The organism is Azospira sp. APE16 (assembly GCF_047901315.1).
GTDB lineage: Bacteria > Pseudomonadota > Gammaproteobacteria > Burkholderiales > Rhodocyclaceae > Azospira > Azospira oryzae.
The window spans coordinates 3,349,248-3,372,548 of sequence record NZ_CP179682.1 but is presented as its reverse complement, the minus strand read 5'-3'; the positions used below and the strand labels follow the sequence as shown (position 1 = coordinate 3,372,548).

Here is a 23,301-nt window from a genome sequence, read left to right as displayed (position 1 = left end):
TTTGGTGGTGATGGGCAGAATCGAACTGCCGACCTATGGGTTATGAATCCATCGCTCTAACCGTCTGAGCTACATCACCATATTGTTTGGCGGCCGCGTGCGACCCCAATCCAAGGTGCGCGATTCTATCTTTCAGGGCGCTCCAGGTCAACTATCCAGCGTCGTGCCGCTTTGGGGGGCGTTTGGATTCCGGCCTGACAAGGCGGGTGGTTTTCGTGCTGTATAATAATCCGATGAATTTACGAAGATTTCTGTTGCTCTTGTCGTTGCTGTCCGCCATGGCGGTGCAGGCGCAGGGTGAAATCATGCGAGCCATTCCTGATGGGGCGTCGTTTGGCGAACTCAAGGGAGTGAGCAATGGTCAGATTGCCATTGGCGCTTATCTGTATCGGCTGGCGCCAGGGGCGCAGATTCGCGGAACAGACAATCTGATCCGGATGCCCGATGTACTGGCATCCGTTAGCGGTGGGGTGCCCGTGCGGTATCAGGTGGATGTAAATGGCGATGTGATCCGCGTTTGGATCCTGTCTGCGGCTGAATATGCGAACCTGAATCCCCGGAAAATTCCGGCCCAACCGCTGCCATTGCCCACTTTGCCTGCCATGGGCACTGCCGGCGCTGCGGCAGCCTCTTCCAACTGATGCAGCTTCCGGCCTTCCGGCCTTCATCACCTATACGTAGCGATCCCGTGTCCAAAAAGCTTTACATCAAAACCTTCGGCTGCCAGATGAACGAGTACGACTCGGACAAGATGGCCGATGTGCTGAACCAGTCCGAACCCCTGGAAAAGACCGACAACCCCGAAGAGGCTGACATCATTCTCTTCAACACCTGTTCCGTGCGGGAAAAGGCCCAGGAGAAGGTTTTCCACGACCTGGGCCGGGTCAAGCACCTGAAGAAGCTCAATCCCAACCTGGTGATCGGCGTTGGTGGCTGTGTGGCCAGCCAGGAAGGTGCCGCCATTGTGGCCCGGGCGCCTTATGTGGACGTGGTCTTCGGTCCCCAGACCCTGCACCGCCTGCCCCAGCTGATTGCCGAGCGGAAGAGCCAGGGCAAGGCGGCGGTGGATGTGTCCTTCCCGGAAATCGAGAAGTTCGACGCCCTGCCCCCGGCCAAGGTGGAAGGTGCCACCGCCTTCGTTTCCATCATGGAAGGCTGTTCCAAGTTCTGCACCTTCTGCATCGTCCCCTATACCCGGGGCGCCGAGGTGTCCCGCCCCTTTGAGGACATCCTCACCGAAGTGGCCGGCCTGGCCCAGCAAGGGGTGAAGGAAGTGACCCTGCTGGGACAGAACGTCAATGCCTACCGGGGCGAGTTCGGCGGCGAGGTCGCCGACCTGGCCATGCTCATCGAGTACATCGCCGAGATGCCCGGCATCGAACGCATCCGCTACACCACTTCGCACCCGCGGGAAATGACCCAGCGTCTGATCGACACCTACGCCAAGGTGCCCAAGCTGGTCTCCCATCTGCACCTGCCGGTGCAGGCCGGCGCCGACCGGGTGCTGGCGGTGATGAAGCGCGGTTATACCGCCATCGAATACAAGAGCATCATCCGCAAGCTGCGGGTGGCGCGGCCCGACATTTCCCTCAGCTCCGACTTCATCGTCGGCTTCCCCGGCGAGACCGAGGAGGATTTCGAGAAGACCATGAAACTGATCGAGGACGTGGGCTTCGACACCTCCTTTAGTTTCGTCTACAGCCCCCGCCCCGGGACCCCGGCGGTGGAACTGGAAGATGACACGCCCCAGGATGTGAAGCTGGCCCGCCTCGCTCGTCTGCAAAAGCGCATCGAGGAGCAGGCCATGGCCATTTCCCAGGCCATGGTCGGCACGGTGCAGCGGGTGCTGGTGGAAGGCACGTCGAAGAAGGATGCCAACGAGCTGGCCGGCCGCACGGACAACAACCGGGTGGTCAATTTCGTCGGCAATCCCCGCCTCATCAACCACTTCGTGGACGTCACCATCACTTCGGCCCTGCCCCATTCCCTGCGGGGTGAGATCGTCACCCGGGAAGGCGTGGTCGCCTGATGGGTGCGAGCAAAACCCGGCCCTTGGAGCTGTTCCTGTCCCCGGTGGACAACCAGTACCTGGCCAACCTGTGCGGCGCCCTGGACGAGAACCTGCGGCAGATCGAGACGGCCCTGGATGTGACCATCACCCGCCGCGGCGAGCGTTTCACCTTCCACGGTTCCGTCGCCCAGGCCCGCCGTGCCTCCGACGCCATCAGCCGCTTCTACGCCAAGGCCAGGGAGCCCCTGTCGGTGGACGACATCCAGCTGGGGCTTATCGAACTGCTGAACCAGCCGGCCCGGGCCGGTTCCGCCGGCATCGACCCCACCTCGCCGGCCCTGATCACGCGCAAGAGCGAACTGCACGGCCGCACGCCGCGCCAGATCGAATACCTGAAGCACATTCAGGATCACGACATTACCTTCGGCATCGGCCCCGCCGGCACCGGCAAGACCTATCTGGCCGTGGCCAGCGCCGTGGATGCCTTCGAGCGGGACCAGGTGGAGCGCATCGTCCTCACCCGGCCGGCAGTGGAGGCCGGTGAGCGCCTCGGCTTCCTGCCCGGCGACCTGGCCCAGAAGGTGGATCCCTACCTGCGTCCCCTCTACGATGCCCTCTACGACCTGATGGGCTTCGACAAGGTGACCAAACTCTACGAAAAGGGCGCCATCGAGATCGCCCCCCTGGCCTTCATGCGCGGGCGCACCCTCAACCACGCCTTCATCATCCTCGATGAGGCCCAGAACACCACGCCGGAACAGATGAAGATGTTCCTCACCCGCATCGGCATCGGCGCCAAGGCCGTGGTCACCGGCGATCTGACCCAGGTGGACCTGCCCCGGGGCCACCAGAGCGGTCTCCGTGAAGCGGCCCAGATCCTGCGCGAAGTGCGGGGCATCGCCTTCACCGAATTCCTCAAGGAAGACGTGGTGCGCCACCCCCTGGTGGCCCGCATCGTCTCCGCCTACGAAGAACACGGACGCAAGCCATGAACCAGCCCAGCCGCCGCCTCAACCTCTCGGTGCAATACGCCTGTAACCGGGAAGGCCTACCCTGCCGCGACGATTTCCGTGCCTGGGCCCGCGCCGCCCTCAGCGTGGACGGCATGAAGGGCGGCCAGGTCACCATCCGCCTGGTGGAAGCCGACGAAGGCCAGGAGCTGAACCGGGACTACCGGGGCAAGGACTACGCCACCAACGTCCTCTCCTTCCCCTACGAATACGAGCCCGTCGTCATGGGCGACCTGGTCATCTGCCATGCCGTGGTGGCCCGGGAAGCAGCCGAGCAGGGCAAGCCCCTGGCGGCTCACTACGCCCACCTGGTGGTGCATGGTATGCTGCACCTGCAAGGTTACGACCACGAAGAAGAAGCGGCGGCCGAGCACATGGAGGCCCGGGAACGCGACATCCTGGCCGGCCTCGGCTACCCCGATCCCTACGCCGCCTGAGCGGCACCGGTGGGACGCCCAGGTTCCCCATCCCCAATTTCCGTTGCCTAACCCCGCCCATGGACCCTTCCCCTAGTTCGCCCAAACCGACCCTGCTCGAACGCCTTTCCTCCCTCCTCCTGCGCGAGCCCGAGGATCGGGAGCAACTCCTCGCCCTGCTGCATTCCGCCTTCGAGCGCGACCTGCTCGACGCCGACGCCCTGACCATCATCGAAGGGGCCATGGCCGCCTCCGAAACCTCCGTCCGCGACGTCATGGTGCCCCGGGCCCAGATGGACGTGATCGACATCGACTCCTCCCTGGACCAGCTCATCCCCACGGTGATCGAGACCGCCCACTCCCGCTTCCCGGTGGTTGGCGAGAGCAAGGACGACGTGCTGGGCATCCTCCTGGCCAAGGACCTGCTGCGCTCCATCATCGAGCGGGACTTCAGCCTGCGCAACTGGCTGCGCCCCGCCGTCTTCATCCCCGAATCCAAGCGTCTCAACGTGCTGCTGCGGGAGTTCCGCGTCAGCCGCAACCACATGGCCATCGTGGTGGACGAGTTCGGCGGCGTCGCCGGCCTGGTGACCATCGAGGACGTGCTGGAGCAGATCGTCGGCGAAATCGAGGACGAATACGACTTCGACGAGACGGTGGATAACATCCAGCTGGACCAGTCCGGCCGCTACCGGGTCAAGGCCCAGACCGAGATCGCCAGCTTCAACCACGCCTTCGGCACCACTTTCCCCGACGACGATTTCGACACCGTCGGCGGCATGCTGCTGCACCACCTGGGCCGGGTGCCCAAGCGCAACGAAGTGGTGGAGGTGGGCCACGTCCGCTTCCAGGTCCTGCGGGCCGACAGCCGGCGCCTGTATACCCTGCTGGTGGATACGCCCCGCACCATCGGCGATACCGAATAAGGTGGGAATCGCCGCTTTTCTCTCCGTAGTACGCAGCGACGGGCGGGCCCGTCTGCTGGCGGCCGGCGCCGGCCTGCTGGGGGTGGGCGCCTTCGCTCCCTTCGCTGTCTTCTGGCTGGCCTGGCTCAGCTGGGGCGCCCTGTTCCTCCTGGTGAGCCGGGCGCCGTCGCCCCGGGCGGCGGCCTGGCGCGGTTTCGCCTTCGGCCTGGCCCAATTCCTCGGCGGCGTCTCCTGGGTTTATGTCAGCCTCCACGACGTCGGCGGCATGCCCCTGCCGGTGGCCGCCCTGGCCACCCTGGCCCTGTGCGCCTACATGGCCCTCTATCCGATGGCGGCGGCCTGGAGCGCCCGCCGGCTGGATTTCTCCGACAAGGCATCCTGGAGAAGCGCATGCCTGTTCGCTGCCAGCTGGGTGCTGGCCGAGTGGGCCCGCGGCTGGGTGCTCACCGGTTTTCCCTGGCTGGCCCTGGGCTACTCCCAGTCGCCGCCGTCGCCCCTGGCTGGCCTGGCGCCGCTGCTCGGCGTGTATGGCGTGTCCCTGGCCTCCGCCCTGCTGGGCGCCTGGGGCGCCCTGGCGGTGGTGGGGCGCCAGCGTCTGCCTGGGCTGCTGGTCTTGCTGCTGCTCGGCCTCGGCGCCGGGCTGGGGCTGGTGCAATGGACTGCGCCGGTGGGCGAGCCGCTGCGGGTGGCCCTGCTCCAGGGCAACATTCCCCAGGATCTGAAATGGCAGCCGGAGCGCTTTCTCGATTCCCTCACCACCTACGTCGGCCTGGCCCGGGACAATCCGGCGGACCTGACGGTGCTGCCGGAAACCGCCGTGCCGGCCCTCTACGACCAGCTGCCCCCCGAGTTCATCGCCGACCTCAAGGCCCTGGCCGCCCGCCGCGGCGGCGACCTGTTGCTGGGGGTGCCGGTGGCCGACGAGAGCAGCGGTGAGCGGCGCTACTACAACAGCGCCATCGGCTTCGGCGCCAGTCCCCAGCAGTCCTACAGCAAGGCCCACCTGGTGCCCTTCGGCGAATTCGTGCCGCCAGGCTTCCGCTGGTTCCTCGATCTCATGCACATGCCCATGTCGGACTTTTCCTCCGGCGGCGGCCAACAGCCGACCCTGGCCCTGGCCGGCCAGCAGATCGCTCCCAACATCTGCTACGAAGACGTCTTCGGCGGCGAGATCATCCATGCCCTGCCCCGGGCCACCCTGCTGGTCAATCTCTCCAACACCGCCTGGTTCGGCCATTCCCTGGCCCAGCCCCAGCATCTGCAGATCGCCCAGCTGCGGGCCCTGGAGACCGGTCGACCCATGCTGCGCGCCACCAACACGGGCATGACCGCCGTGGTGGCCCCGGATGGGCGGGTCCAGGCCGTGCTGCCGCCCTTCACCCGAGGCGCCCTGGTGGCCGAGGTGCGGGGTTACCAGGGGCTGACGCCCTTTGCCCGCACCGGCAATACGGTGGCCCTGTTTCTGGCGACCCTTCTCCTGGCTGCAGGTGCTTTGGCACGGCGGCGGGAAACCCAGTAAAATCCAACGTTTCCGACAAATTTCCAACGCTTTTTGGCGAACCCCATACCCATGCCTACCTTTCAGGAAGTGATCCTGCGTCTGCAGGACTACTGGAGCAAACAGGGCTGTGCCCTCCTGCAACCCTACGACATGGAAGTCGGCGCCGGCACCAGCCACACCGCCACCTTCCTGCGGGCCATCGGCCCCGAGCCCTGGAAGGCCGCCTACGTGCAGCCCTCCCGCCGGCCCAAGGACGGCCGCTACGGCGAAAACCCCAACCGCATGCAGCACTACTACCAGTTCCAGGTGGTGCTCAAGCCCGCTCCCGACAACATCCTGGAGCTGTACCTGGGCTCCCTGGAAGCCCTCGGCTTCGACCTGAAGAAGAACGACGTGCGCTTCGTCGAGGACGACTGGGAAAACCCCACCCTGGGCGCCTGGGGCCTGGGCTGGGAAGTGTGGATGAACGGCATGGAAGTGACCCAGTTCACCTACTTCCAGCAGGTCGGCGGCATCGACTGCAAGCCCATCACCGGCGAGATCACCTACGGCCTGGAGCGCCTGGCCATGTACCTGCAGGGCGTGGAAAACGTCTATGACCTGAAGTGGACCGAAGGCCTCACCTACGGCGACGTGTACCACCAGAACGAGGTGGAGCAATCCACCTACAACTTCGAGCACAGCGACGCCGACTTCCTGTTCACCGCCTTCGGTGCCCACGAGAAGCAGGCCCAGCACCTGATGCAGGCCCAGCTGGCCCTGCCGGCCTACGAGCAGGTGCTCAAGGCCGCCCACACCTTCAATCTGCTGGATGCCCGGGGCGCCATTTCCGTCACCGAGCGGGCCGCCTACATCGGCCGCATCCGCAACCTGGCCCGCAGCGTCGCCCAGTCCTACCTGGATTCCCGCGCCCGCCTGGGCTTCCCCATGGCGCCCAAGGAATGGTCCGCCGAAGTGCTGGCCAAGCTTGAAGAACAGAACGCCAAGAAAGTCGCCTGATCATGTCCGCCAAGAATCTGCTCGTTGAACTGTTCGTCGAGGAACTGCCGCCCAAGGCCCTGAAGAAGCTGGGCGAAGTCTTCGCCCAGACCCTGGCCCAGTCCCTCAAGACCCAGGGCCTGGCGCCCGAAGCCGCCGCCGTCATCGCCTACGCCTCGCCCCGCCGTCTGGCCGCCCATATGACCGACGTGCTGGCCGTGGCCGCCGACAAGCCCGTGGTGCAGAAGCTGATGCCCGTGGCCGTGGGCCTGGACGCCGCCGGCAATGCCACCCCGGCCCTGCTGAAGAAGCTTGCCGCCCTGGGTGCTGACGCCTCCGTCGTCCCCAGCCTGCGCCGCGAGAACGACGGCAAGGCCGAAGTGCTGTTCTACGACAGCCTGGCCAAGGGTGCCGCCCTGGCCGAAGGCCTGCAGAAGGCCCTGGAAGCGGCCCTGGCCGCCCTGCCCATTCCCAAGGTGATGAGCTACCAGCTGCAGGACGGCTGGACCAGCGTCAATTTCGTGCGTCCCGCCCACCGCCTGGTGGCCCTGCACGGCAGCGAGGTGGTGCCCCTTGCCATCCTCGGCCTGACCTCCGGCAACACCACCCTGGGCCACCGTTTTGAAGCGGCCAAGGAAGTGGTGACCTTCGCCGACGCCGACAGCTATGCCGATACCCTGAAGCGGGACGGCGCCGTCATCGCCAGCTTTGCCGAGCGCCGCGCCGAGATCGTGCGCCAGCTCGAAGCCGCGGCGGCCAAGGCCGGCCCCAACCTGAAGCCCATCGAGGACGAGGCCCTGCTGGACGAGGTCACCGCCCTGGTGGAGCGCCCCAATGTGCTGATCGGCAAGTTCGAAGCCGAATTCCTGGCCGTGCCCCAGGAATGCCTGATCCTCACCATGAAGGCCAACCAGAAGTACTTCCCCCTGCTGGACGCCAGCGGCAAGCTGACCAACCAGTTCCTGGTGGTGAGCAACATCGCCCCGGCCGATCCTTCCGCCGTCATCGGCGGCAACGAGCGGGTGGTGCGCCCCCGTCTGGCCGACGCCAAGTTCTTCTTCGACCAGGACCGCAAGAAGACCCTGGAATCCCGCGTCCTCGGCCTGGCCAAGGTGGTCTATCACAACAAGCTGGGCACCCAGGGCGAGCGGGTGCAGCGGGTCTGCGCCATCGCCAAGGCCATCGGCCAGCAGCTCGGCGGCGACGCCCTGGCGCTGCAGGCCGAACAGGCTGCCCTGCTGGCCAAGGCCGACCTGCTCACCGACATGGTGGGCGAGTTCCCCGAACTGCAGGGCATCATGGGCCGCTACTACGCGCTGCATGACGGCCTCTCCGCCGATATCGCCGACGCCATCGAGGACCACTACAAGCCCCGCTTCGCCGGCGACAGCCTGCCCCGGGGCAATGTGGGCACCGTGGTGGCCCTGGCCGACAAGCTGGAAACCCTGGTGGGCCTCTTCGGTATCGGCCAGATTCCCACCGGCGACAAGGACCCCTTTGCCCTGCGCCGCCACGCCCTGGGCGTGATCCGCATGCTGGCCGAGGGCGACCTTGCCCTGCCGCTCTCCGATTTGCTGGCCGGTGCCGCCGCCACCTTCGCCCAGGTGGAAGGCTTCAAGGCCGCCAACGAGGCCCTGGCCGATTTCATCTACGACCGCCTCGCCGGCAGCCTGCGGGAGCAGGGCTACAGCGCCCAGGAAGTGGATGCCGTGGTCTCCCAGCGGCCCCAGCGTCTGGGCGACATCCCCAAGCGCCTGGCCGCCGTGCGCGCCTTTGCCGCCCTGCCGGAAGCCGAAGCCTTGGCCGCCGCCAACAAGCGGGTGGGCAACATCCTGAAGAAGGTGGAAGGTGGCGTCGCCGCCAAGATCGACAGCGCCCTGCTCCAGGAAGCCGCCGAAGTGGCCCTGGCCCAGGCCCTGGCCGAGGTGAAGCCGGCTGCCGATGCGGCCTTCGCCAAGGGCGACTACGCCGCCTCCCTGCAGTCCCTGGCGGCTCTCAAGGCGCCGGTGGATACCTTCTTCAACGACGTCATGGTCAATGCGGAAGATCCCGCCCTGCGGGCCAACCGCCTCGGCCTGCTGGCCACCCTGCACCTGGCCATGAACCAGGTGGCGGACATTTCCAAGCTGTCGGCCTGAGTTTCGCGGAGCGAACGCAACCATGAAGAAACTTGTCATCCTCGACCGGGACGGCGTCATCAACTTCGACTCTGCCCAGTTCATCAAGAGCCCGGCCGAGTGGAAGCCCATTCCCGGCAGCCCGGAAGCCATCGCCAAGCTGAACCAGGCGGGCTACCGGGTGGTGGTGGCGACCAACCAGTCCGGCGTCGGGCGCGGCCTGTTCGACATGGATACCCTCAACGCCATCCACGAAAAGATGCACAAGACCGTGGCGGCGGCGGGCGGGCGCATCGACGCCATCTTCTACTGCCCCCACGCCGCCGATGCGGGCTGCGACTGCCGCAAGCCCAAGCCCGGCATGTTCCAGCGCATCGCCGCGGTGTACAACGCCGAACTGAAGGGCGTGCCGGCCATCGGCGATTCCCTGCGCGACCTGCAGGCCGCCGCCCGGGCCGGCGCTTCCCCCATCCTGGTGCTCACCGGCAAGGGCGAGAAAACCCAGGAAGAGGGCGACCTGCCCTACGCCACCGAAGTCTTCCCCGATCTCTCCGCCGCCGTCGATCATCTGCTCGGCAACGGCAAGAACTGACCCTATGGCCCTGATCCGCTCCCTGTTGTTCACCCTGTTGTCGGTCCCCCTGATTGCCTTCTTCGGCGCTCTGGTCTGTGTCGTCGCGCCGTTCCATGTGAACACCGCCTACGTCCTGATCGACATCTGGCGTTCCATCTTCCTCGGCCTTCTGGTGCGCGGGGTGCTGGGCATCCGTACCCGGGTCGTCGGCATCGAGAACATTCCCGACGAGGCCGTGGTGGTGCTTTCCAAACACCAGTCCGCCTGGGAAACCGTGGCCCTGCAGCAGTGGTTCCCGCGCATGGTCTTCGTGCTGAAGAAGGAACTGCTGCTGCTGCCCTTTCTCGGCTGGGCCTTCAAGGCCATCGGCATGATCGCCATCGACCGCAAGGCCGGCATGGATGCCCTGGCCCAGGTTTCCGAACAGGGCACGGCCCTGCTGCGGCGTGGCATCAGCGTCATCATCTTCCCCGAGGGCACCCGCGTCGCTCCGGGCCAGAAGAAGCGCTACAAGCCCGGTGGCGCCCACCTAGCGGTGCAGGCCAAGGCCAAGGTGGTGCCGGTGGCCCACAACGCCGGCGAGGTGTGGCGGCGCAATGCCTTCATCAAGCAGCCGGGCACCGTCACCATCAGCTTCGGTCCGGCTATCGACGCCAGCGGCCTGACGGTGGAAGAAGTGAACCGCCAGGTGGAAGCCTGGATCGAAGGCGAGATGCACCGCATCTCCCCGCACCGTTATTGCGATGGGTCGTCCCAGCAAGCCTGATTCCCCCCAGCTCGAACTGGCCCTCTTTCGCGATCCGGCAGAGCGGCCGCCGGCGGACGCCCGGGGCGCCGCCGTGCTGCTCGGCGAACGACTGATTCCCTACGAGTTGCGGCGCAGCCGCCGGCGCACCATCGGCCTCACCATCGACCACCGGGGCCTGCGGGTCGGTGCGCCCCTGCGCGCTTCCGTGCGGGAGGTGGAGAAGCTGATCCACCAGCATCAGGACTGGGTCCTGGGCAAGCTGGAGGAATGGCGCCAGCGCCAGATCCAGACGGCGGTCAGCGTGAGCGACGGCATGTCCCTGCCCCTGCTCGGAGAGGCAATATCGGTGCGCATCACGGCCGGCCCTGCCCGCATCTCCTGGATCGACGGGCATCTCCAGCTATGCCTGCCTGAAGCCAAGGATCCGCGCCCCTTGCTGGAGAAGGCCCTGAAGGCGCGGGCCCGTACCCTGTTCGCCGAGCGCCTGGATCATTACGCCCCTCTGCTCGGTGTCGCCGCACCGCCCCTGGCCCTCAGTTCGGCCCGCACCCGCTGGGGCAGCTGCAGCCGCGTCAGCGGCATCCGTCTCAACTGGCGCCTCATCCACTTTCCCCTGGCGGTGGTCGATTACGTGGTGGCCCACGAGCTGGCCCACCTGCGGGAAATGAACCACTCGCCCCGTTTCTGGTCCGTGGTGGAGCGACTTTATCCCGATTACCAGCAGGCCCGGGCCGAGCTCAAGCGTCTGGCCCAGACCCTGCCGCGCTGGTGATCCTTAAACAGCAGGAGTTTTTCATGCGTCTATTGCACACCATGCTCCGGGTCGGCGACCTGGACCGTTCCCTGGCTTTCTACACCGAGGTCCTCGGCATGCAGCAGCTGCGCCGCCAGGATTACCCCGATGGCCGCTTCACCCTGGCCTTTGTCGGCTACGGCCCGGAAAGCGAGGGCGCCGTGATCGAACTGACCCACAACTGGGACACCCCCGCCTACGAGCTGGGCAACGGCTTCGGCCACATCGCCCTAGAAGTGGACGATGCCTACGCCGCCTGCGCCGCCATCAAGACCCGGGGCGGCAAGGTGGTGCGGGAAGCCGGCCCGATGAAGCACGGCACCACCGTCATCGCCTTCGTCGAAGACCCGGACGGCTACAAGATCGAACTGATCCAGAAGCACAGCTAACCCTGGGCGGCAGGGAGGGTGTGATTTTCCTCCTTGGCGACGGCGGGGGTTATGGGCGATCCTCAAAGCCGATTTGGATCAAGGCGGCAGGGCCAGGTGCCCCGCTAGACTGCCCCTGACAGTGGAGACAACGGAAATGAGCAAGCGCGTTCTGGTGGTGGACGACAGCCGGGTGAGCCGGATGATGATCCGCGCCATCATGCTGGACAAGCATCCGGACTGGACGGTGGAAGAGGCCGGCACCGGCGACGAGGCCCTGGCCAAGTGCGACGGGCAGGCTTTCGACCTGATGACCATCGACTACAACATGCCCGGCATGGACGGCCTGGAGTTCGCCTCCCGGGTCCGGGCCCAGGGCAGCACGGCCCAGCTGGCCCTGCTGACCGCCAATATCCAGGATGCCATTCGCGACAAGGCGGCCGCCCTTGCGGTGCAGTTCGTGCGCAAGCCGGTGACGCCGGTTTCCGTCGCCGAAGCCATGGCCCTCGTCGGCGGCTGAGCGGAGCATGACCTTCCCCGCCTTCTTCGCCCAGGTGCCGCCGATCCTGCTGCGGGATTCCCTGGCCGAATTCCTGGGGGCGGCGGAAGGTGGCCTCATCGAATATCGCTACGCCGATGCCGTGCGCCTGGCCGGCCATTCCTGCCCCACGGTGGCCGGCGCCTACATGCTCGCCAGCCGCGCCCTGGGCCGCTTGTACGGAAGCGAAGTGCCCCGGCGGGGCAATTTCCACGTCAGTTGCGGCGACTCCCTGGACGAGGGTGTCACCGGCGTCATCGCCAGCGTACTTTCCCTGCTCACCGGCGCCGCCGGCAGCGGCGGTTTCAAGGGCTTGGCCGGCCAGCACTCGCGCCGCAACCTGCTGGCCTTCGGCCAGGGCGGTGGCGGCACGTTCACCTTCCGGCGCCTGGACGACGGCAGCGCCGTCACCCTGAGTCTCGACCTGTCCTCCGTCCCTCCCGATCCCCGTATGGGCGGCCTGCTCCAGGCCCTGCTCAGCGGCGAAGCCAGCGAGGCGGACGGCCGTGATTTCCGCCACCTCTGGCAGGACCGGGTGCGCCGCATCCTGCTGGAACACTGGGATGATCCGGCGCTGGTGCACATCCGCTCCGCCTGAATACAAAGGGGGCGCAACCGCAAGGCTGCGCCCCCTTTTTTTGTCCAGGCCTCAGATGATCTGGATGTCGCTGGCCTTCAGGTTGGTGACGCCGGTGAGCTGGGCAATGAGGATTGCATCGGCACCACCGGAACCGTCCACGTCGTAGTAGAGACTGCCGTCGCTGGAGTCGAAGACAAAGCGGTCGCTTGCGTCCAGTCCTCCGGCCAGATTGTCGCCGCTGGCGAACATGGTTGCCGCCAGCGTGCCGGTCGCCGTGCCCAGGGCAGTGAATACGCTGTTCTCGAAAACCAGCTTGTCCGTGCCGGAGACGAAGTCCGTAATGGTGTCGATGACGCCCATGACCGGATTGTCCTCAAACACGAACTTGTCTGCACCCAGGCCGCCAGTGAGAACGTTGGCCGTTTCGTTGCCGATGATGGTGTCGGCGTTGGAGCTGCCGATGGCATTCTCGATGGTGACGCCGTAGGCGATGTTGAAGTTGTCATCGCCGGTGTAAAGGTAGTTCCACCAGCCGACAGGGATGTCGGACTTGATGAAGCCGTCTGGCAAGGCGGACGCACCCGTCGCATCGTAGTTGATGTCGGAGAAACTGCCTGCATGCAGGTCCAGCACGCTGCCGTGGCTCAGGCCGGCCAGGCTGATGGTGTCGTTGCCTCCGCCATCCCACAACGTCTTGATGAACGGGTCGTTGCTGAAGGTGTACGTCGTATTGCCGTTGTTGGTCGCCGTGTTGGCGCCGTACATGTCCTGCAGGGCAGCAACGTCGAATACCTGGGGCGTGCTCGGCGACAGGGGATTCAGATAGATGTAGGTGCCATCGTAGGAGACGGTATAGCTGTCCGCGTTGTAGGACATGATGCTGTAAAGGTAATTGTCCTCCGCCGTCGGCAGGAAGGGGCCCGGTTCGCCGGCACCGTAGTCGCCCGGATGCTTGAGGCCCAGGGCATGGCCGATTTCATGAATGATGGTGGCCAGACCGTATTCCCCATCGGCAAGCTGGTTGAAGGTGCTTTGGTCATTGGCCAGCCAGACGTCGCCACCGATGTCGGTGCCGTTGTTGGTACCGGTTCCGTGGGGCAGGTAGGCGTAGCCGGCCGAATTGTAGAAGCCTTGATAATTGGAGCCGAACTGCAGGGTGCCGCCGCTGGCCACCTCCTGGAATGTGACGTTGAGCAGGCTGGCGTAGATACCCAGTGCCTTTTCGATGGCGGCCTGGTGGGCGGCATCCAGCGCCTGGAATGAATAAATCTGATCCGGGCCAGTGGTGGGGTAATAGCTCGGAACGGCAGTCATGAAACTGTAGCTGATGACCAGAGGTTGACCGATGGTGGTCGGTTGCCAGGTGTAACCTGAATCGAGGGCATCGATGGCGTGCTGGGGAGGTGTGCTGTCGATCTCCGTGGCAACGGAACCCAGCATGGTCTGGATCGGGATGACGTCGATACTGTCGTCAAACTTGAGGAATTCAACTCCTTGCAGGGTATCGGTGCCATCGGCACCGGCAACCGTAAATATCCCGTTGTTGTAGCTGACGGTGTAGTCGCCATGATTGCCGCTGAACACGGCAATATCTCCGGCCCCGGCGCCACCGTTGAGGGTGTCGTTGCCGATGCCGCCGTTGAGGGTGTCGTTGCCGGCACCGCCGTTGAGGGTGTCGGCGCCGGCACCGCCGGTAAGCAGATTGGCCTTGTCGTTGCCGGTCAGAACGTTGTCCAGTGCGTTGCCGGTGAGGTCGAAGGCAACGCTGTTACCCAGGGTGCCGTTCTCCACATTTTCGCTGAGGGTGTAGGAACCGCCGGCAGTGGAAATGTTGATCTGTACGGTGTCGGTGCCTTGTCCGGCAGATTCGCTGACGCTATCGCCTGCGCTGTCAACGACGTAGGTGTCGTTCCCGGCGCCGCCACTCATCTGGTCGTTGCCGGCGCCCCCATTAATGATGTTGTCACCGCTATTGCCGGTAAGAATGTTGTCGCTCACGTTACCGGTCAGGTTGAGCTTCGTGATTCCTGTAGCGCTGACATCCAGATTCTCGATATTCACATCCAGGTTGATCGTGGTCGCATTGCTGAGATCGCCTACCACACCCCGTAGCACAAGGCTGTCGTTACCCTGTCCGGCAACTTCGGTGACGCTGTCCTGGAACGCGGCGGTGGCAGTGCTGCCGGTGCCGACCTTGACGATGTCCACGGTGTAGGTGTCGTCACCCTTGCCGCCCTTGAGGATATCGACACCAGCCCCGCCGTCGATGGCATTGTTGCCGTCGTTGCCGATAATGGTGTTGTTAAGTGCGTTACCGGTGCCATTGATGTGGGCGGAGCCGGAGAGGGTGAGGTTCTCCAGGTTGGCGCCGAGGGTATAGGAGGCCGTGGCGATGACGGAATCGATGTCGGTTGCCGGTCCCTGTTCGTCGATCACATCCAGGGATTCATCGACATAGTAGGTGTCGTTGCCGTTGCCGCCGACGAGGGTGTCCACACCGGCCCCGCCGTCGAGGATGTCGTTGCCGGCGCCGCCGGTCAGGGTGTTGGCCCCGCTGTTGCCGATGAGGGTATTGGCCAGTTCATTGCCGGTACCGTTGATGTCGGCAGCGCCGGTAAGGGTGAGATTCTCCAGATGGCTGCCGAGCGAGAAGGTGACGCTGGACTCCACCGTATCGATGCCGCCATTGAGGATTTCCGTGACGGTATCCCCGTGATCATCCACCACATAGATATCGTTGCCGGCACCGCCGGCCATGGCATCGCTGCCGGCACCGCCGTCGATGCGGTTGGCGGCGGCATTACCGGTGAGGGTGTTGTCGAGGTCATTGCCGGTGAGGTTGAAGGCAATGGCGTTGGTGAGGGTGGCGTTCTCGACGTTGTCGTCGAGGGTATAGGTGTTGCCGCCGGCGACGGAGGTGACGGCGACGCGGACGGTATCGGTGCCTTCGCTGGCTGCTTCGGTGACGGTGTCGGCGAGGGAATCGATGACGTAGGTGTCATTGCCCTTGCCGCCGACGAGGGTGTCGTTGCCGGCACCGCCATCGATGAGGTTGTCGGCATCGTTGCCGGTGAGGGTGTTGGCGACGGCGGAGCCGGAGAGGTTGAGCTTGGTGGAGCCGGTATTGCTGGCGTCCAGGTTCTCGATATTGGCGCCGACGATGAGGGTGGTGGGGTTGGTGAGGTCGGCGATGGTGCCGCGCAGGACGACGGTGTCGTTGCCTTCGCTGGCCAGTTCGGTGACGGTGTCCTGGAGAGCGGCGGTGGCGGTGGCGCCGGTGCCGACCTTGACGATGTCCACGGTGTAGGTGTCGTCGCCCTTGCCGCCCTTGAGGATATCGACGCCGTCACCGCCATCGATGGCGTTGTTGCCGATGTTGCCGGTGATGGTGTTCTTGAGGGTGTTGCCGGTGCCGTCGATGTTGGCGGAGCCGGAGAGGGTGAGGTTCTCCAGGTTGGCGCCGAGGCTATAGGAGAAGTCGGCGCTGACGGTATCGATGTCGGAGGCCAGGCCGTTCTCGACGACGGTATCGCCGGCGGTGACGACATAGGTGTCGTTGCCGTTGCCGCCGATGAGGGTGTCGTTGCCGCCGACGCCGGTAAGGGTGTTGGCAGCGGCGTTGCCGGTCAAGGTATTGGCCAGGGCGTTGCCGGTGAGGTTGTAGGCGACGGCGTTGGTGAGGGTGGCGTTGTCGAGGTTGGCGCCGAGGGTATAGGTGCCGCCGGCGGTGGCGATGGCGACCTGGACGGTGTCGGTGCCTTCGCCGGAGAGCTCGGTGATGGCGTCGGCGGCATTGTCGATGACGTAGGTGTCGTCGCCGAGACCACCAATCAGGGTGTCGGCCCCGGCGCCACCGTTGAGGGTGTCGTTGCCGATGCCGCCGTTCAGGGTGTTGGCGGCGGCATTGCCGGTGAGGGTGTTGTCGAGGTCGTTGCCGGTGAGGTTGAAGGCGATGGCGTTGGTGAGGGTGGCGTTCTCGACGTTGTCGTCGAGGGTATAGGTGTTGCCGCCGGCGACGGAGGTGACGGCGACGCGGACGGTATCGGTGCCTTCGCTGGCTGCTTCGGTGACGGTGTCGGCGAGGGAATCGATGACGTAGGTGTCATTGCCCTTGCCGCCGACGAGGGTGTCGTTGCCGGCACCGCCATCGATGAGGTTGTCGGCATCGTTGCCGGTGAGGGTGTTGGCGACGGCGGAGCCGGAGAGGTTGAGCTTGGTGGAGCCGGTATTGCTGGCGTCCAGGTTCTCGATATTGGCGCCGACGATGAGGGTGGTGGGGTTGGTGAGGTCGGCGATGGTGCCGCGCAGGACGACGGTGTCGTTGCCTTCGCTGGCCAGTTCGGTGACGGTGTCCTGGAGAGCGGCGGTGGCGGTGGCGCCGGTGCCGACCTTGACGATGTCCACGGTGTAGGTGTCGTCGCCCTTGCCGCCCTTGAGGATATCGACGCCGTCACCGCCGTCGATGGCGTTGTTGCCGATATTGCCGGTGATGGTGTTCTTGAGGGTGTTGCCGGTGCCGTCGATGTTGGCGGAGCCGGAGAGGGTGAGGTTCTCCAGGTTGGCGCCGAGGCTATAGGAGAAGTCGGCGCTGACGGTATCGATGTCGGAGGCCAGGCCGTTCTCGACGACGGTATCGCCGGCGGTGACGACATAGGTGTCGTTGCCGTTGCCGCCGATGAGGGTGTCGTTGCCGCCGACGCCGGTAAGGGTGTTGGCAGCGGCGTTGCCGGTCAAGGTATTGGCCAGGGCGTTGCCGGTGAGGTTGTAGGCGACGGCGTTGGTGAGGGTGGCGTTGTCGAGGTTGGCGCCGAGGGTGTAGGTGCCGCCGGCGGTGGCGATGACGACCTGGACGGTGTCGGTGCCTTCGCCGGAGAGCTCGGTGATGGCGTCGGCGGCATTGTCGATGACGTAGGTGTCGTCGCCGAGACCACCAATCAGGGTGTCGGCCCCGGCGCCACCGTTGAGGGTGTCGTTGCCGATGCCGCCGTTCAGGGTGTTGGCGGCGGCATTGCCGGTGAGGGTGTTGTCGAGGTCGTTGCCGGTGAGGTTGAAGGCGATGGCGTTGGTGAGGGTGGCGTTCTCGACGTTGTCGTCGAGGGTATAGGTGTTGCCGCCGGCGACGGAGGTGACGGCGACGCGGACGGTATCGGTGCCTTCGCTGGCTGCTTCGGTGACGGTGTCGGCGAGGGAATCGATGACGTAGGTGTCATTGCCCTTGCCGCCGACGAGGGTGTCGTTGCCGGCACCGCCATCGATGAGGTTGTCGGCATCGTTGCCGGTGAGGGTGTTGGCGACGGCGGAGCCGGAGAGGTTGAGCTTGGTGGAGCCGGTATTGCTGGCGTCCAGGTTCTCGATATTGGCGCCGACGATGAGGGTGGTGGGGTTGGTGAGGTCGGCGATGGTGCCGCGCAGGACGACGGTGTCGTTGCCTTCGCTGGCCAGTTCGGTGACGGTGTCCTGGAGAGCGGCGGTGGCGGTGGCGCCGGTGCCGACCTTGACGATGTCCACGGTGTAGGTGTCGTCGCCCTTGCCGCCCTTGAGGATATCGACGCCGTCACCGCCATCGATGGCGTTGTTGCCGATGTTGCCGGTGATGGTGTTCTTGAGGGTGTTGCCGGTGCCGTCGATGTTGGCGGAGCCGGAGAGGGTGAGGTTCTCCAGGTTGGCGCCGAGGCTATAGGAGAAGTCGGCGCTGACGGTATCGATGTCGGAGGCCAGGCCGTTCTCGACGACGGTATCGCCGGCGGTGACGACATAGGTGTCGTTGCCGTTGCCGCCGATGAGGGTGTCGTTGCCGCCGACGCCGGTAAGGGTGTTGGCAGCGGCGTTGCCGGTCAAGGTATTGGCCAGGGCGTTGCCGGTGAGGTTGTAGGCGACGGCGTTGGTGAGGGTGGCGTTGTCGAGGTTGGCGCCGAGGGTATAGGTGCCGCCGGCGGTGGCGATGGCGACCTGGACGGTGTCGGTGCCTTCGCCGGAGAGCTCGGTGATGGCGTCGGCGGCATTGTCGATGACGTAGGTGTCGTCGCCGAGACCACCAATCAGGGTGTCGGCCCCGGCGCCACCGTTGAGGGTGTCGTTGCCGATGCCGCCGTTCAGGGTGTTGGCGGCGGCATTGCCGGTGAGGGTGTTGTCGAGGTCGTTGCCGGTGAGGTTGAAGGCGATGGCGTTGGTGAGGGTGGCGTTCTCGACGTTGTCGTCGAGGGTATAGGTGTTGCCGCCGGCGACGGAGGTGACGGCGACGCGGACGGTATCGGTGCCTTCGCTGGCTGCTTCGGTGACGGTGTCGGCGAGGGAATCGATGACGTAGGTGTCATTGCCCTTGCCGCCGACGAGGGTGTCGTTGCCGGCACCGCCATCGATGAGGTTGTCGGCATCGTTGCCGGTGAGGGTGTTGGCGACGGCGGAGCCGGAGAGGTTGAGCTTGGTGGAGCCGGTATTGCTGGCGTCCAGGTTCTCGATATTGGCGCCGACGATGAGGGTGGTGGGGTTGGTGAGGTCGGCGATGGTGCCGCGCAGGACGACGGTGTCGTTGCCTTCGCTGGCCAGTTCGGTGACGGTGTCCTGGAGAGCGGCGGTGGCGGTGGCGCCGGTGCCGACCTTGACGATGTCCACGGTGTAGGTGTCGTCGCCCTTGCCGCCCTTGAGGATATCGACGCCGTCACCGCCATCGATGGCGTTGTTGCCGATGTTGCCGGTGATGGTGTTCTTGAGGGTGTTGCCGGTGCCGTCGATGTTGGCGGAGCCGGAGAGGGTGAGGTTCTCCAGGTTGGCGCCGAGGCTATAGGAGAAGTCGGCGCTGACGGTATCGATGTCGGAGGCCAGGCCGTTCTCGACGACGGTATCGCCGGCGGTGACGACATAGGTGTCGTTGCCGTTGCCGCCGATGAGGGTGTCGTTGCCGCCGACGCCGGTAAGGGTGTTGGCAGCGGCGTTGCCGGTCAAGGTATTGGCCAGGGCGTTGCCGGTGAGGTTGTAGGCGACGGCGTTGGTGAGGGTGGCGTTGTCGAGGTTGGCGCCGAGGGTATAGGTGCCGCCGGCGGTGGCGATGGCGACCTGGACGGTGTCGGTGCCTTCGCCGGAGAGCTCGGTGATGGCGTCGGCGGCATTGTCGATGACGTAGGTGTCGTCGCCGAGACCACCGATCAGGGTGTCGGCCCCGGCGCCACCGTTGAGGGTGTCGTTGCCGATGCCGCCGTTCAGGGTGTTGGCGGCGGCATTGCCGGTGAGGGTGTTGTCGAGGTCGTTGCCGGTGAGGTTGAAGGCGATGGCGTTGGTGAGGGTGGCGTTCTCGACGTTGTCGTCGAGGGTATAGGTGTTGCCGCCGGCGACGGAGGTGACGGCGACGCGGACGGTATCGGTGCCTTCGCTGGCTGCTTCGGTGACGGTGTCGGCGAGGGAATCGATGACGTAGGTGTCATTGCCCTTGCCGCCGACGAGGGTGTCGTTGCCGGCACCGCCATCGATGAGGTTGTCGGCATCGTTGCCGGTGAGGGTGTTGGCGACGGCGGAGCCGGAGAGGTTGAGCTTGGTGGAGCCGGTATTGCTGGCGTCCAGGTTCTCGATATTGGCGCCGACGATGAGGGTGGTGGGGTTGGTGAGGTCGGCGATGGTGCCGCGCAGGACGACGGTGTCGTTGCCTTCGCTGGCCAGTTCGGTGACGGTGTCCTGGAGAGCGGCGGTGGCGGTGGCGCCGGTGCCGACCTTGACGATGTCTACGGTGTAGGTGTCGTCGCCCTTGCCGCCCTTGAGGATATCGACGCCGTCACCGCCGTCGATGGCGTTGTTGCCGATGTTGCCGGTGATGGTGTTCTTGAGGGTGTTGCCGGTGCCGTCGATGTTGGCGGAGCCGGAGAGGGTGAGGTTCTCCAGGTTGGCGCCGAGGCTATAGGAGAAGTCGGCGCTGACGGTATCGATGTCGGAGGCCAGGCCGTTCTCGACGACGGTATCGCCGGCGGTGACGACATAGGTGTCGTTGCCGTTGCCGCCGATGAGGGTGTCGTTGCCGCCGACGCCGGTAAGGGTGTTGGCAGCGGCGTTGCCGGTCAAGGTATTGGCCAGGGCGTTGCCGGTGAGGTTGTAGGCGACGGCGTTGGTGAGGGTGGCGTTGTCGAGGTTGGCGCCGAGGGTATAGGTGCCGCCGGCGGTGGCGATGGCGACCTGGACGGTGTCGGTGCCTTCGCCGGAGAGCTCGGTGATGGCGTCGGCGGCATTGTCGATGACGTAGGTGTCGTCGCCGAGACCACCGATCAGGGTGTCGGCCCCGGCGCCACCGTTGAGGGTGTCGTTGCCGATGCCGCCGTTCAGGGTGTTGGCGGCGGCATTGCCGGTGAGGGTGTTGTCGAGGTCGTTGCCGGTGAGGTTGAAGGCGATGGCGTTGGTGAGGGTGGCGTTCTCGACGTTGTCGTCGAGGGTATAGGTGTTGCCGCCGGCGACGGAGGTGACGGCGACGCGGACGGTATCGGTGCCTTCGCTGGCTGCTTCGGTGACGGTGTCGGCGAGGGAATCGATGACGTAGGTGTCATTGCCCTTGCCGCCGACGAGGGTGTCGTTGCCGGCACCGCCATCGATGAGGTTGTCGGCATCGTTGCCGGTGAGGGTGTTGGCGACGGCGGAGCCGGAGAGGTTGAGCTTGGTGGAGCCGGTATTGCTGGCGTCCAGGTTCTCGATATTGGCGCCGACGATGAGGGTGGTGGGGTTGGTGAGGTCGGCGATGGTGCCGCGCAGGACGACGGTGTCGTTGCCTTCGCTGGCCAGTTCGGTGACGGTGTCCTGGAGAGCGGCGGTGGCGGTGGCGCCGGTGCCGACCTTGACGATGTCTACGGTGTAGGTGTCGTCGCCCTTGCCGCCCTTGAGGATATCGACGCCGTCACCGCCGTCGATGGCGTTGTTGCCGATATTGCCGGTGATGGTGTTCTTGAGGGTGTTGCCGGTGCCGTCGATGTTGGCGGAGCCGGAGAGGGTGAGGTTCTCCAGGTTGGCGCCGAGGCTATAGGAGAAGTCGGCGCTGACGGTATCGATGTCGGAGGCCAGGCCGTTCTCGACGACGGTATCGCCGGCGGTGACGACATAGGTGTCGTTGCCGTTGCCGCCGATGAGGGTGTCGTTGCCGCCGACGCCGGTAAGGGTGTTGGCAGCGGCGTTGCCGGTCAAGGTATTGGCCAGGGCGTTGCCGGTGAGGTTGTAGGCGACGGCGTTGGTGAGGGTGGCGTTGTCGAGGTTGGCGCCGAGGGTGTAGGTGCCGCCGGCGGTGGCGATGGCGACCTGGACGGTGTCGGTGCCTTCGCCGGAGAGCTCGGTGATGGCGTCGGCGGCATTGTCGATGACGTAGGTGTCGTCGCCGAGACCACCAATCAGGGTGTCGGCCCCGGCGCCACCGTTGAGGACATTGTTGCCATCGTTGCCGGTGAGGGTGTTGTTGAGGGCATTGCCCGTAATGTTCAGCAGGGTGGAGCCGGTGGCACTGGCGTCCAGGTTCTCGATATTGGCACCGACGAGCAGGGTGGTCGCGTTGGTCAGGCCGGAAACCGTGCCGCGGAGGACGACGGTGTCGTTGCCTTCGTTGAGGAGTTCGGTGACGGTGTCCTGGAGAACCGCGGTTGCAGAGGCGCCACTGCCGCTTTGGACGATATCCACAGTATAGGTATCGTTGCCCTTGCCGCCCTTGAGAATATCAATGTCGCCACCGCCATCGATGGCGTTGTTACCGCTGTTGCCGATAATGGTGTTTTTTAGTTCGTTGCCAGTGCCTGCCAGATGGGCCATCCCTGTCAGGGTCAGGTTTTCGACATTGGCGCCCAGCGTGTAGCTGATTGAGGAGAGGACGGTATCGATTCCTTCGTTTTCCGCTTCCGTTATCACATCGCTAACGTCGTCCACCGTATAGGTATCGTTACCAGTTCCACCGCTCATAGTCGTTGCTACTCCGCCTGAAATTAGTGAGTCGTTACCGGCATAGCCGTACAAGAATTGGTTGGCTACCGTTCCCGTGATGGTGTCGTTGCCCGCCAATAGGGTGCTATACAGGGAGTCTGCCGTGATGTCTGTATCAAAAAAGGAAAACCCCTGATTCAAGCCGGATAGCTTGATGTACTGGCCGTCGATGGAGAACTCGGCTGATTTAACGGTGCCGGAAACGCTGCCGTTGTTAAAGGTGAGGCTGCCTTCGAAGGTTTCGGTGACCGTGTGTCCGCCGCTGTTGAACGTATAGCTGATCTTGCTGGCAGTGAAACTGTTGGCGGTGCCATAGGAATTGATGGGGATGGCGCCGATCAGTTCGAAGGAGAGATTGCTGGTGCTGTAGTTGATCTTGGTTACCGTGCCACTGACAGAACTGCCTGTACTGGTGACTGAGCCGAATAACTCCAAGGTAGCGGCAGGAGAATTGTCCGTGTAGGACAGATATTTGATGGTTAGCACAGAGCCGAGCAGATTGTTCCCGGTAACGATGAAATTTCCACCATAGTCGATTGAACCCTCAATTCGGGAGTTGCTGGCACTCCAGATATAGGGGGTGCCGTAGCTAAATTCCTGAAAACTTGAATCAATCTGGTTCAATGTGGTGGAAAAAGACACCGACATGCCATCGGCGGTGTTTAGCCCCGTATCCAGAGCGCTGGAATTTTGGAAGTTCAGTTCAAGCGTTGCCATTTGTATTGCGCCTTCCTGCTCGATTCAGGAGTGTTGGCCGGTTGGAGCAATATTATGACATGGGTTTATCCCGGAGGGCAGGGCGGTAGGGACA

The 23,301-nt window shown here is 64.8% G+C and carries 15 protein-coding genes and 1 tRNA gene; 14 read left to right on the top strand and 2 right to left on the bottom strand.

The window, feature by feature from the left end:
- Positions 1-2: 2 nt before the first annotated feature.
- Positions 3-79 (bottom strand) — tRNA-Met (locus tag ACLSSQ_RS16050).
- Between the two features lie 103 nt (positions 80-182).
- Here ACLSSQ_RS16050 and ACLSSQ_RS16045 point away from each other — a divergent pair.
- The 14 genes from ACLSSQ_RS16045 (at position 183) to ACLSSQ_RS15980 (ending at position 12,578) form a co-directional block, all read left to right on the top strand.
- Complete coding sequence (locus ACLSSQ_RS16045) at positions 183-641, top strand: hypothetical protein (RefSeq protein WP_416243232.1); 459 nt, start codon at positions 183-185, stop codon at positions 639-641.
- 86 nt (positions 642-727) lie between these two features.
- Complete coding sequence (miaB, locus tag ACLSSQ_RS16040; protein WP_416244301.1) at positions 728-2,029, top strand: tRNA (N6-isopentenyl adenosine(37)-C2)-methylthiotransferase MiaB; 1,302 nt, start codon at positions 728-730, stop codon at positions 2,027-2,029.
- Complete coding sequence (locus ACLSSQ_RS16035; protein WP_014236297.1) at positions 2,029-3,003, top strand: PhoH family protein; 975 nt, start codon at positions 2,029-2,031, stop codon at positions 3,001-3,003. Before miaB ends, ACLSSQ_RS16035 begins: the two co-directional genes overlap by 1 nt.
- Positions 3,000-3,458, top strand: coding sequence for an rRNA maturation RNase YbeY (ybeY, locus tag ACLSSQ_RS16030; protein ID WP_416243231.1), 459 nt, complete (start codon positions 3,000-3,002; stop codon positions 3,456-3,458). Before ACLSSQ_RS16035 ends, ybeY begins: the two co-directional genes overlap by 4 nt.
- 59 nt (positions 3,459-3,517) lie before the next feature.
- On the top strand, positions 3,518-4,363 hold the full coding sequence (locus tag ACLSSQ_RS16025; RefSeq protein WP_014236299.1) for an HlyC/CorC family transporter: 846 nt from the start codon (positions 3,518-3,520) through the stop codon (positions 4,361-4,363).
- Position 4,364: 1 nt separating this feature from the next.
- Positions 4,365-5,882 (top strand): apolipoprotein N-acyltransferase, encoded by a 1,518-nt coding sequence (gene lnt, locus ACLSSQ_RS16020; RefSeq protein ID WP_416243230.1) that lies wholly within the window; start codon positions 4,365-4,367, stop codon positions 5,880-5,882.
- 51 nt (positions 5,883-5,933) lie between these two features.
- Positions 5,934-6,863 (top strand): glycine--tRNA ligase subunit alpha, encoded by a 930-nt coding sequence (gene glyQ / locus ACLSSQ_RS16015; RefSeq protein WP_152090430.1) that lies wholly within the window; start codon positions 5,934-5,936, stop codon positions 6,861-6,863.
- Between the two features lie 2 nt (positions 6,864-6,865).
- Complete coding sequence (gene glyS, locus ACLSSQ_RS16010; RefSeq protein WP_416243229.1) at positions 6,866-8,980, top strand: glycine--tRNA ligase subunit beta; 2,115 nt, start codon at positions 6,866-6,868, stop codon at positions 8,978-8,980.
- 22 nt (positions 8,981-9,002) lie between these two features.
- The gene (gene gmhB, locus ACLSSQ_RS16005; RefSeq protein ID WP_014236303.1) at positions 9,003-9,551 is read left to right on the top strand and encodes a D-glycero-beta-D-manno-heptose 1,7-bisphosphate 7-phosphatase; all 549 of its coding nucleotides are present in this window, start codon (positions 9,003-9,005) and stop codon (positions 9,549-9,551) included.
- Positions 9,552-9,555: 4 nt separating this feature from the next.
- Complete coding sequence (locus tag ACLSSQ_RS16000; protein ID WP_416243228.1) at positions 9,556-10,299, top strand: lysophospholipid acyltransferase family protein; 744 nt, start codon at positions 9,556-9,558, stop codon at positions 10,297-10,299.
- Positions 10,277-11,053 (top strand): M48 family metallopeptidase, encoded by a 777-nt coding sequence (locus tag ACLSSQ_RS15995; protein WP_416243227.1) that lies wholly within the window; start codon positions 10,277-10,279, stop codon positions 11,051-11,053. Before ACLSSQ_RS16000 ends, ACLSSQ_RS15995 begins: the two co-directional genes overlap by 23 nt.
- A gap of 23 nt (positions 11,054-11,076) precedes the next feature.
- Positions 11,077-11,463: a lactoylglutathione lyase gene (gene gloA, locus ACLSSQ_RS15990; protein WP_416243226.1), complete on the top strand. Its 387-nt coding sequence runs from the start codon at positions 11,077-11,079 to the stop codon at positions 11,461-11,463.
- A 136-nt stretch (positions 11,464-11,599) separates the two neighbouring features.
- Complete coding sequence (locus ACLSSQ_RS15985; RefSeq protein WP_130459397.1) at positions 11,600-11,962, top strand: response regulator; 363 nt, start codon at positions 11,600-11,602, stop codon at positions 11,960-11,962.
- 7 nt (positions 11,963-11,969) lie between these two features.
- Positions 11,970-12,578, top strand: coding sequence for a hypothetical protein (locus tag ACLSSQ_RS15980; RefSeq protein WP_416243225.1), 609 nt, complete (start codon positions 11,970-11,972; stop codon positions 12,576-12,578).
- A gap of 51 nt (positions 12,579-12,629) precedes the next feature.
- Here the strand turns inward: ACLSSQ_RS15980 and ACLSSQ_RS15975 are convergent, their stop codons facing one another.
- Positions 12,630-22,976 (bottom strand): M10 family metallopeptidase C-terminal domain-containing protein, encoded by a 10,347-nt coding sequence (locus ACLSSQ_RS15975; protein WP_416243224.1) that lies wholly within the window; start codon positions 22,974-22,976, stop codon positions 12,630-12,632.
- Positions 22,977-23,301 lie beyond the last annotated feature (325 nt).

Excerpts from the sequence above, each read along its gene's own strand:
- ACLSSQ_RS16000 (WP_416243228.1), top strand. The coding sequence starts at position 9,556 with ATGGCCCTGATCCGCTCCCTGTTGTTCACCCTGTTGTCGGTCCCCCTG.
- gloA (WP_416243226.1), top strand. The coding sequence starts at position 11,077 with ATGCGTCTATTGCACACCATGCTCCGGGTCGGCGACCTGGACCGTTCC.
- ACLSSQ_RS16025 (WP_014236299.1), top strand. The coding sequence starts at position 3,518 with ATGGACCCTTCCCCTAGTTCGCCCAAACCGACCCTGCTCGAACGCCTT.
- ybeY (WP_416243231.1), top strand. The coding sequence starts at position 3,000 with ATGAACCAGCCCAGCCGCCGCCTCAACCTCTCGGTGCAATACGCCTGT.
- ACLSSQ_RS16035 (WP_014236297.1), top strand. The coding sequence starts at position 2,029 with ATGGGTGCGAGCAAAACCCGGCCCTTGGAGCTGTTCCTGTCCCCGGTG.
- miaB (WP_416244301.1), top strand. The coding sequence starts at position 728 with ATGAACGAGTACGACTCGGACAAGATGGCCGATGTGCTGAACCAGTCC.
- ACLSSQ_RS15995 (WP_416243227.1), top strand. The coding sequence starts at position 10,277 with ATGGGTCGTCCCAGCAAGCCTGATTCCCCCCAGCTCGAACTGGCCCTC.
- ACLSSQ_RS15985 (WP_130459397.1), top strand. The coding sequence starts at position 11,600 with ATGAGCAAGCGCGTTCTGGTGGTGGACGACAGCCGGGTGAGCCGGATG.
- gmhB (WP_014236303.1), top strand. The coding sequence starts at position 9,003 with ATGAAGAAACTTGTCATCCTCGACCGGGACGGCGTCATCAACTTCGAC.
- ACLSSQ_RS15980 (WP_416243225.1), top strand. The coding sequence starts at position 11,970 with ATGACCTTCCCCGCCTTCTTCGCCCAGGTGCCGCCGATCCTGCTGCGG.
- glyS (WP_416243229.1), top strand. The coding sequence starts at position 6,866 with ATGTCCGCCAAGAATCTGCTCGTTGAACTGTTCGTCGAGGAACTGCCG.
- glyQ (WP_152090430.1), top strand. The coding sequence starts at position 5,934 with ATGCCTACCTTTCAGGAAGTGATCCTGCGTCTGCAGGACTACTGGAGC.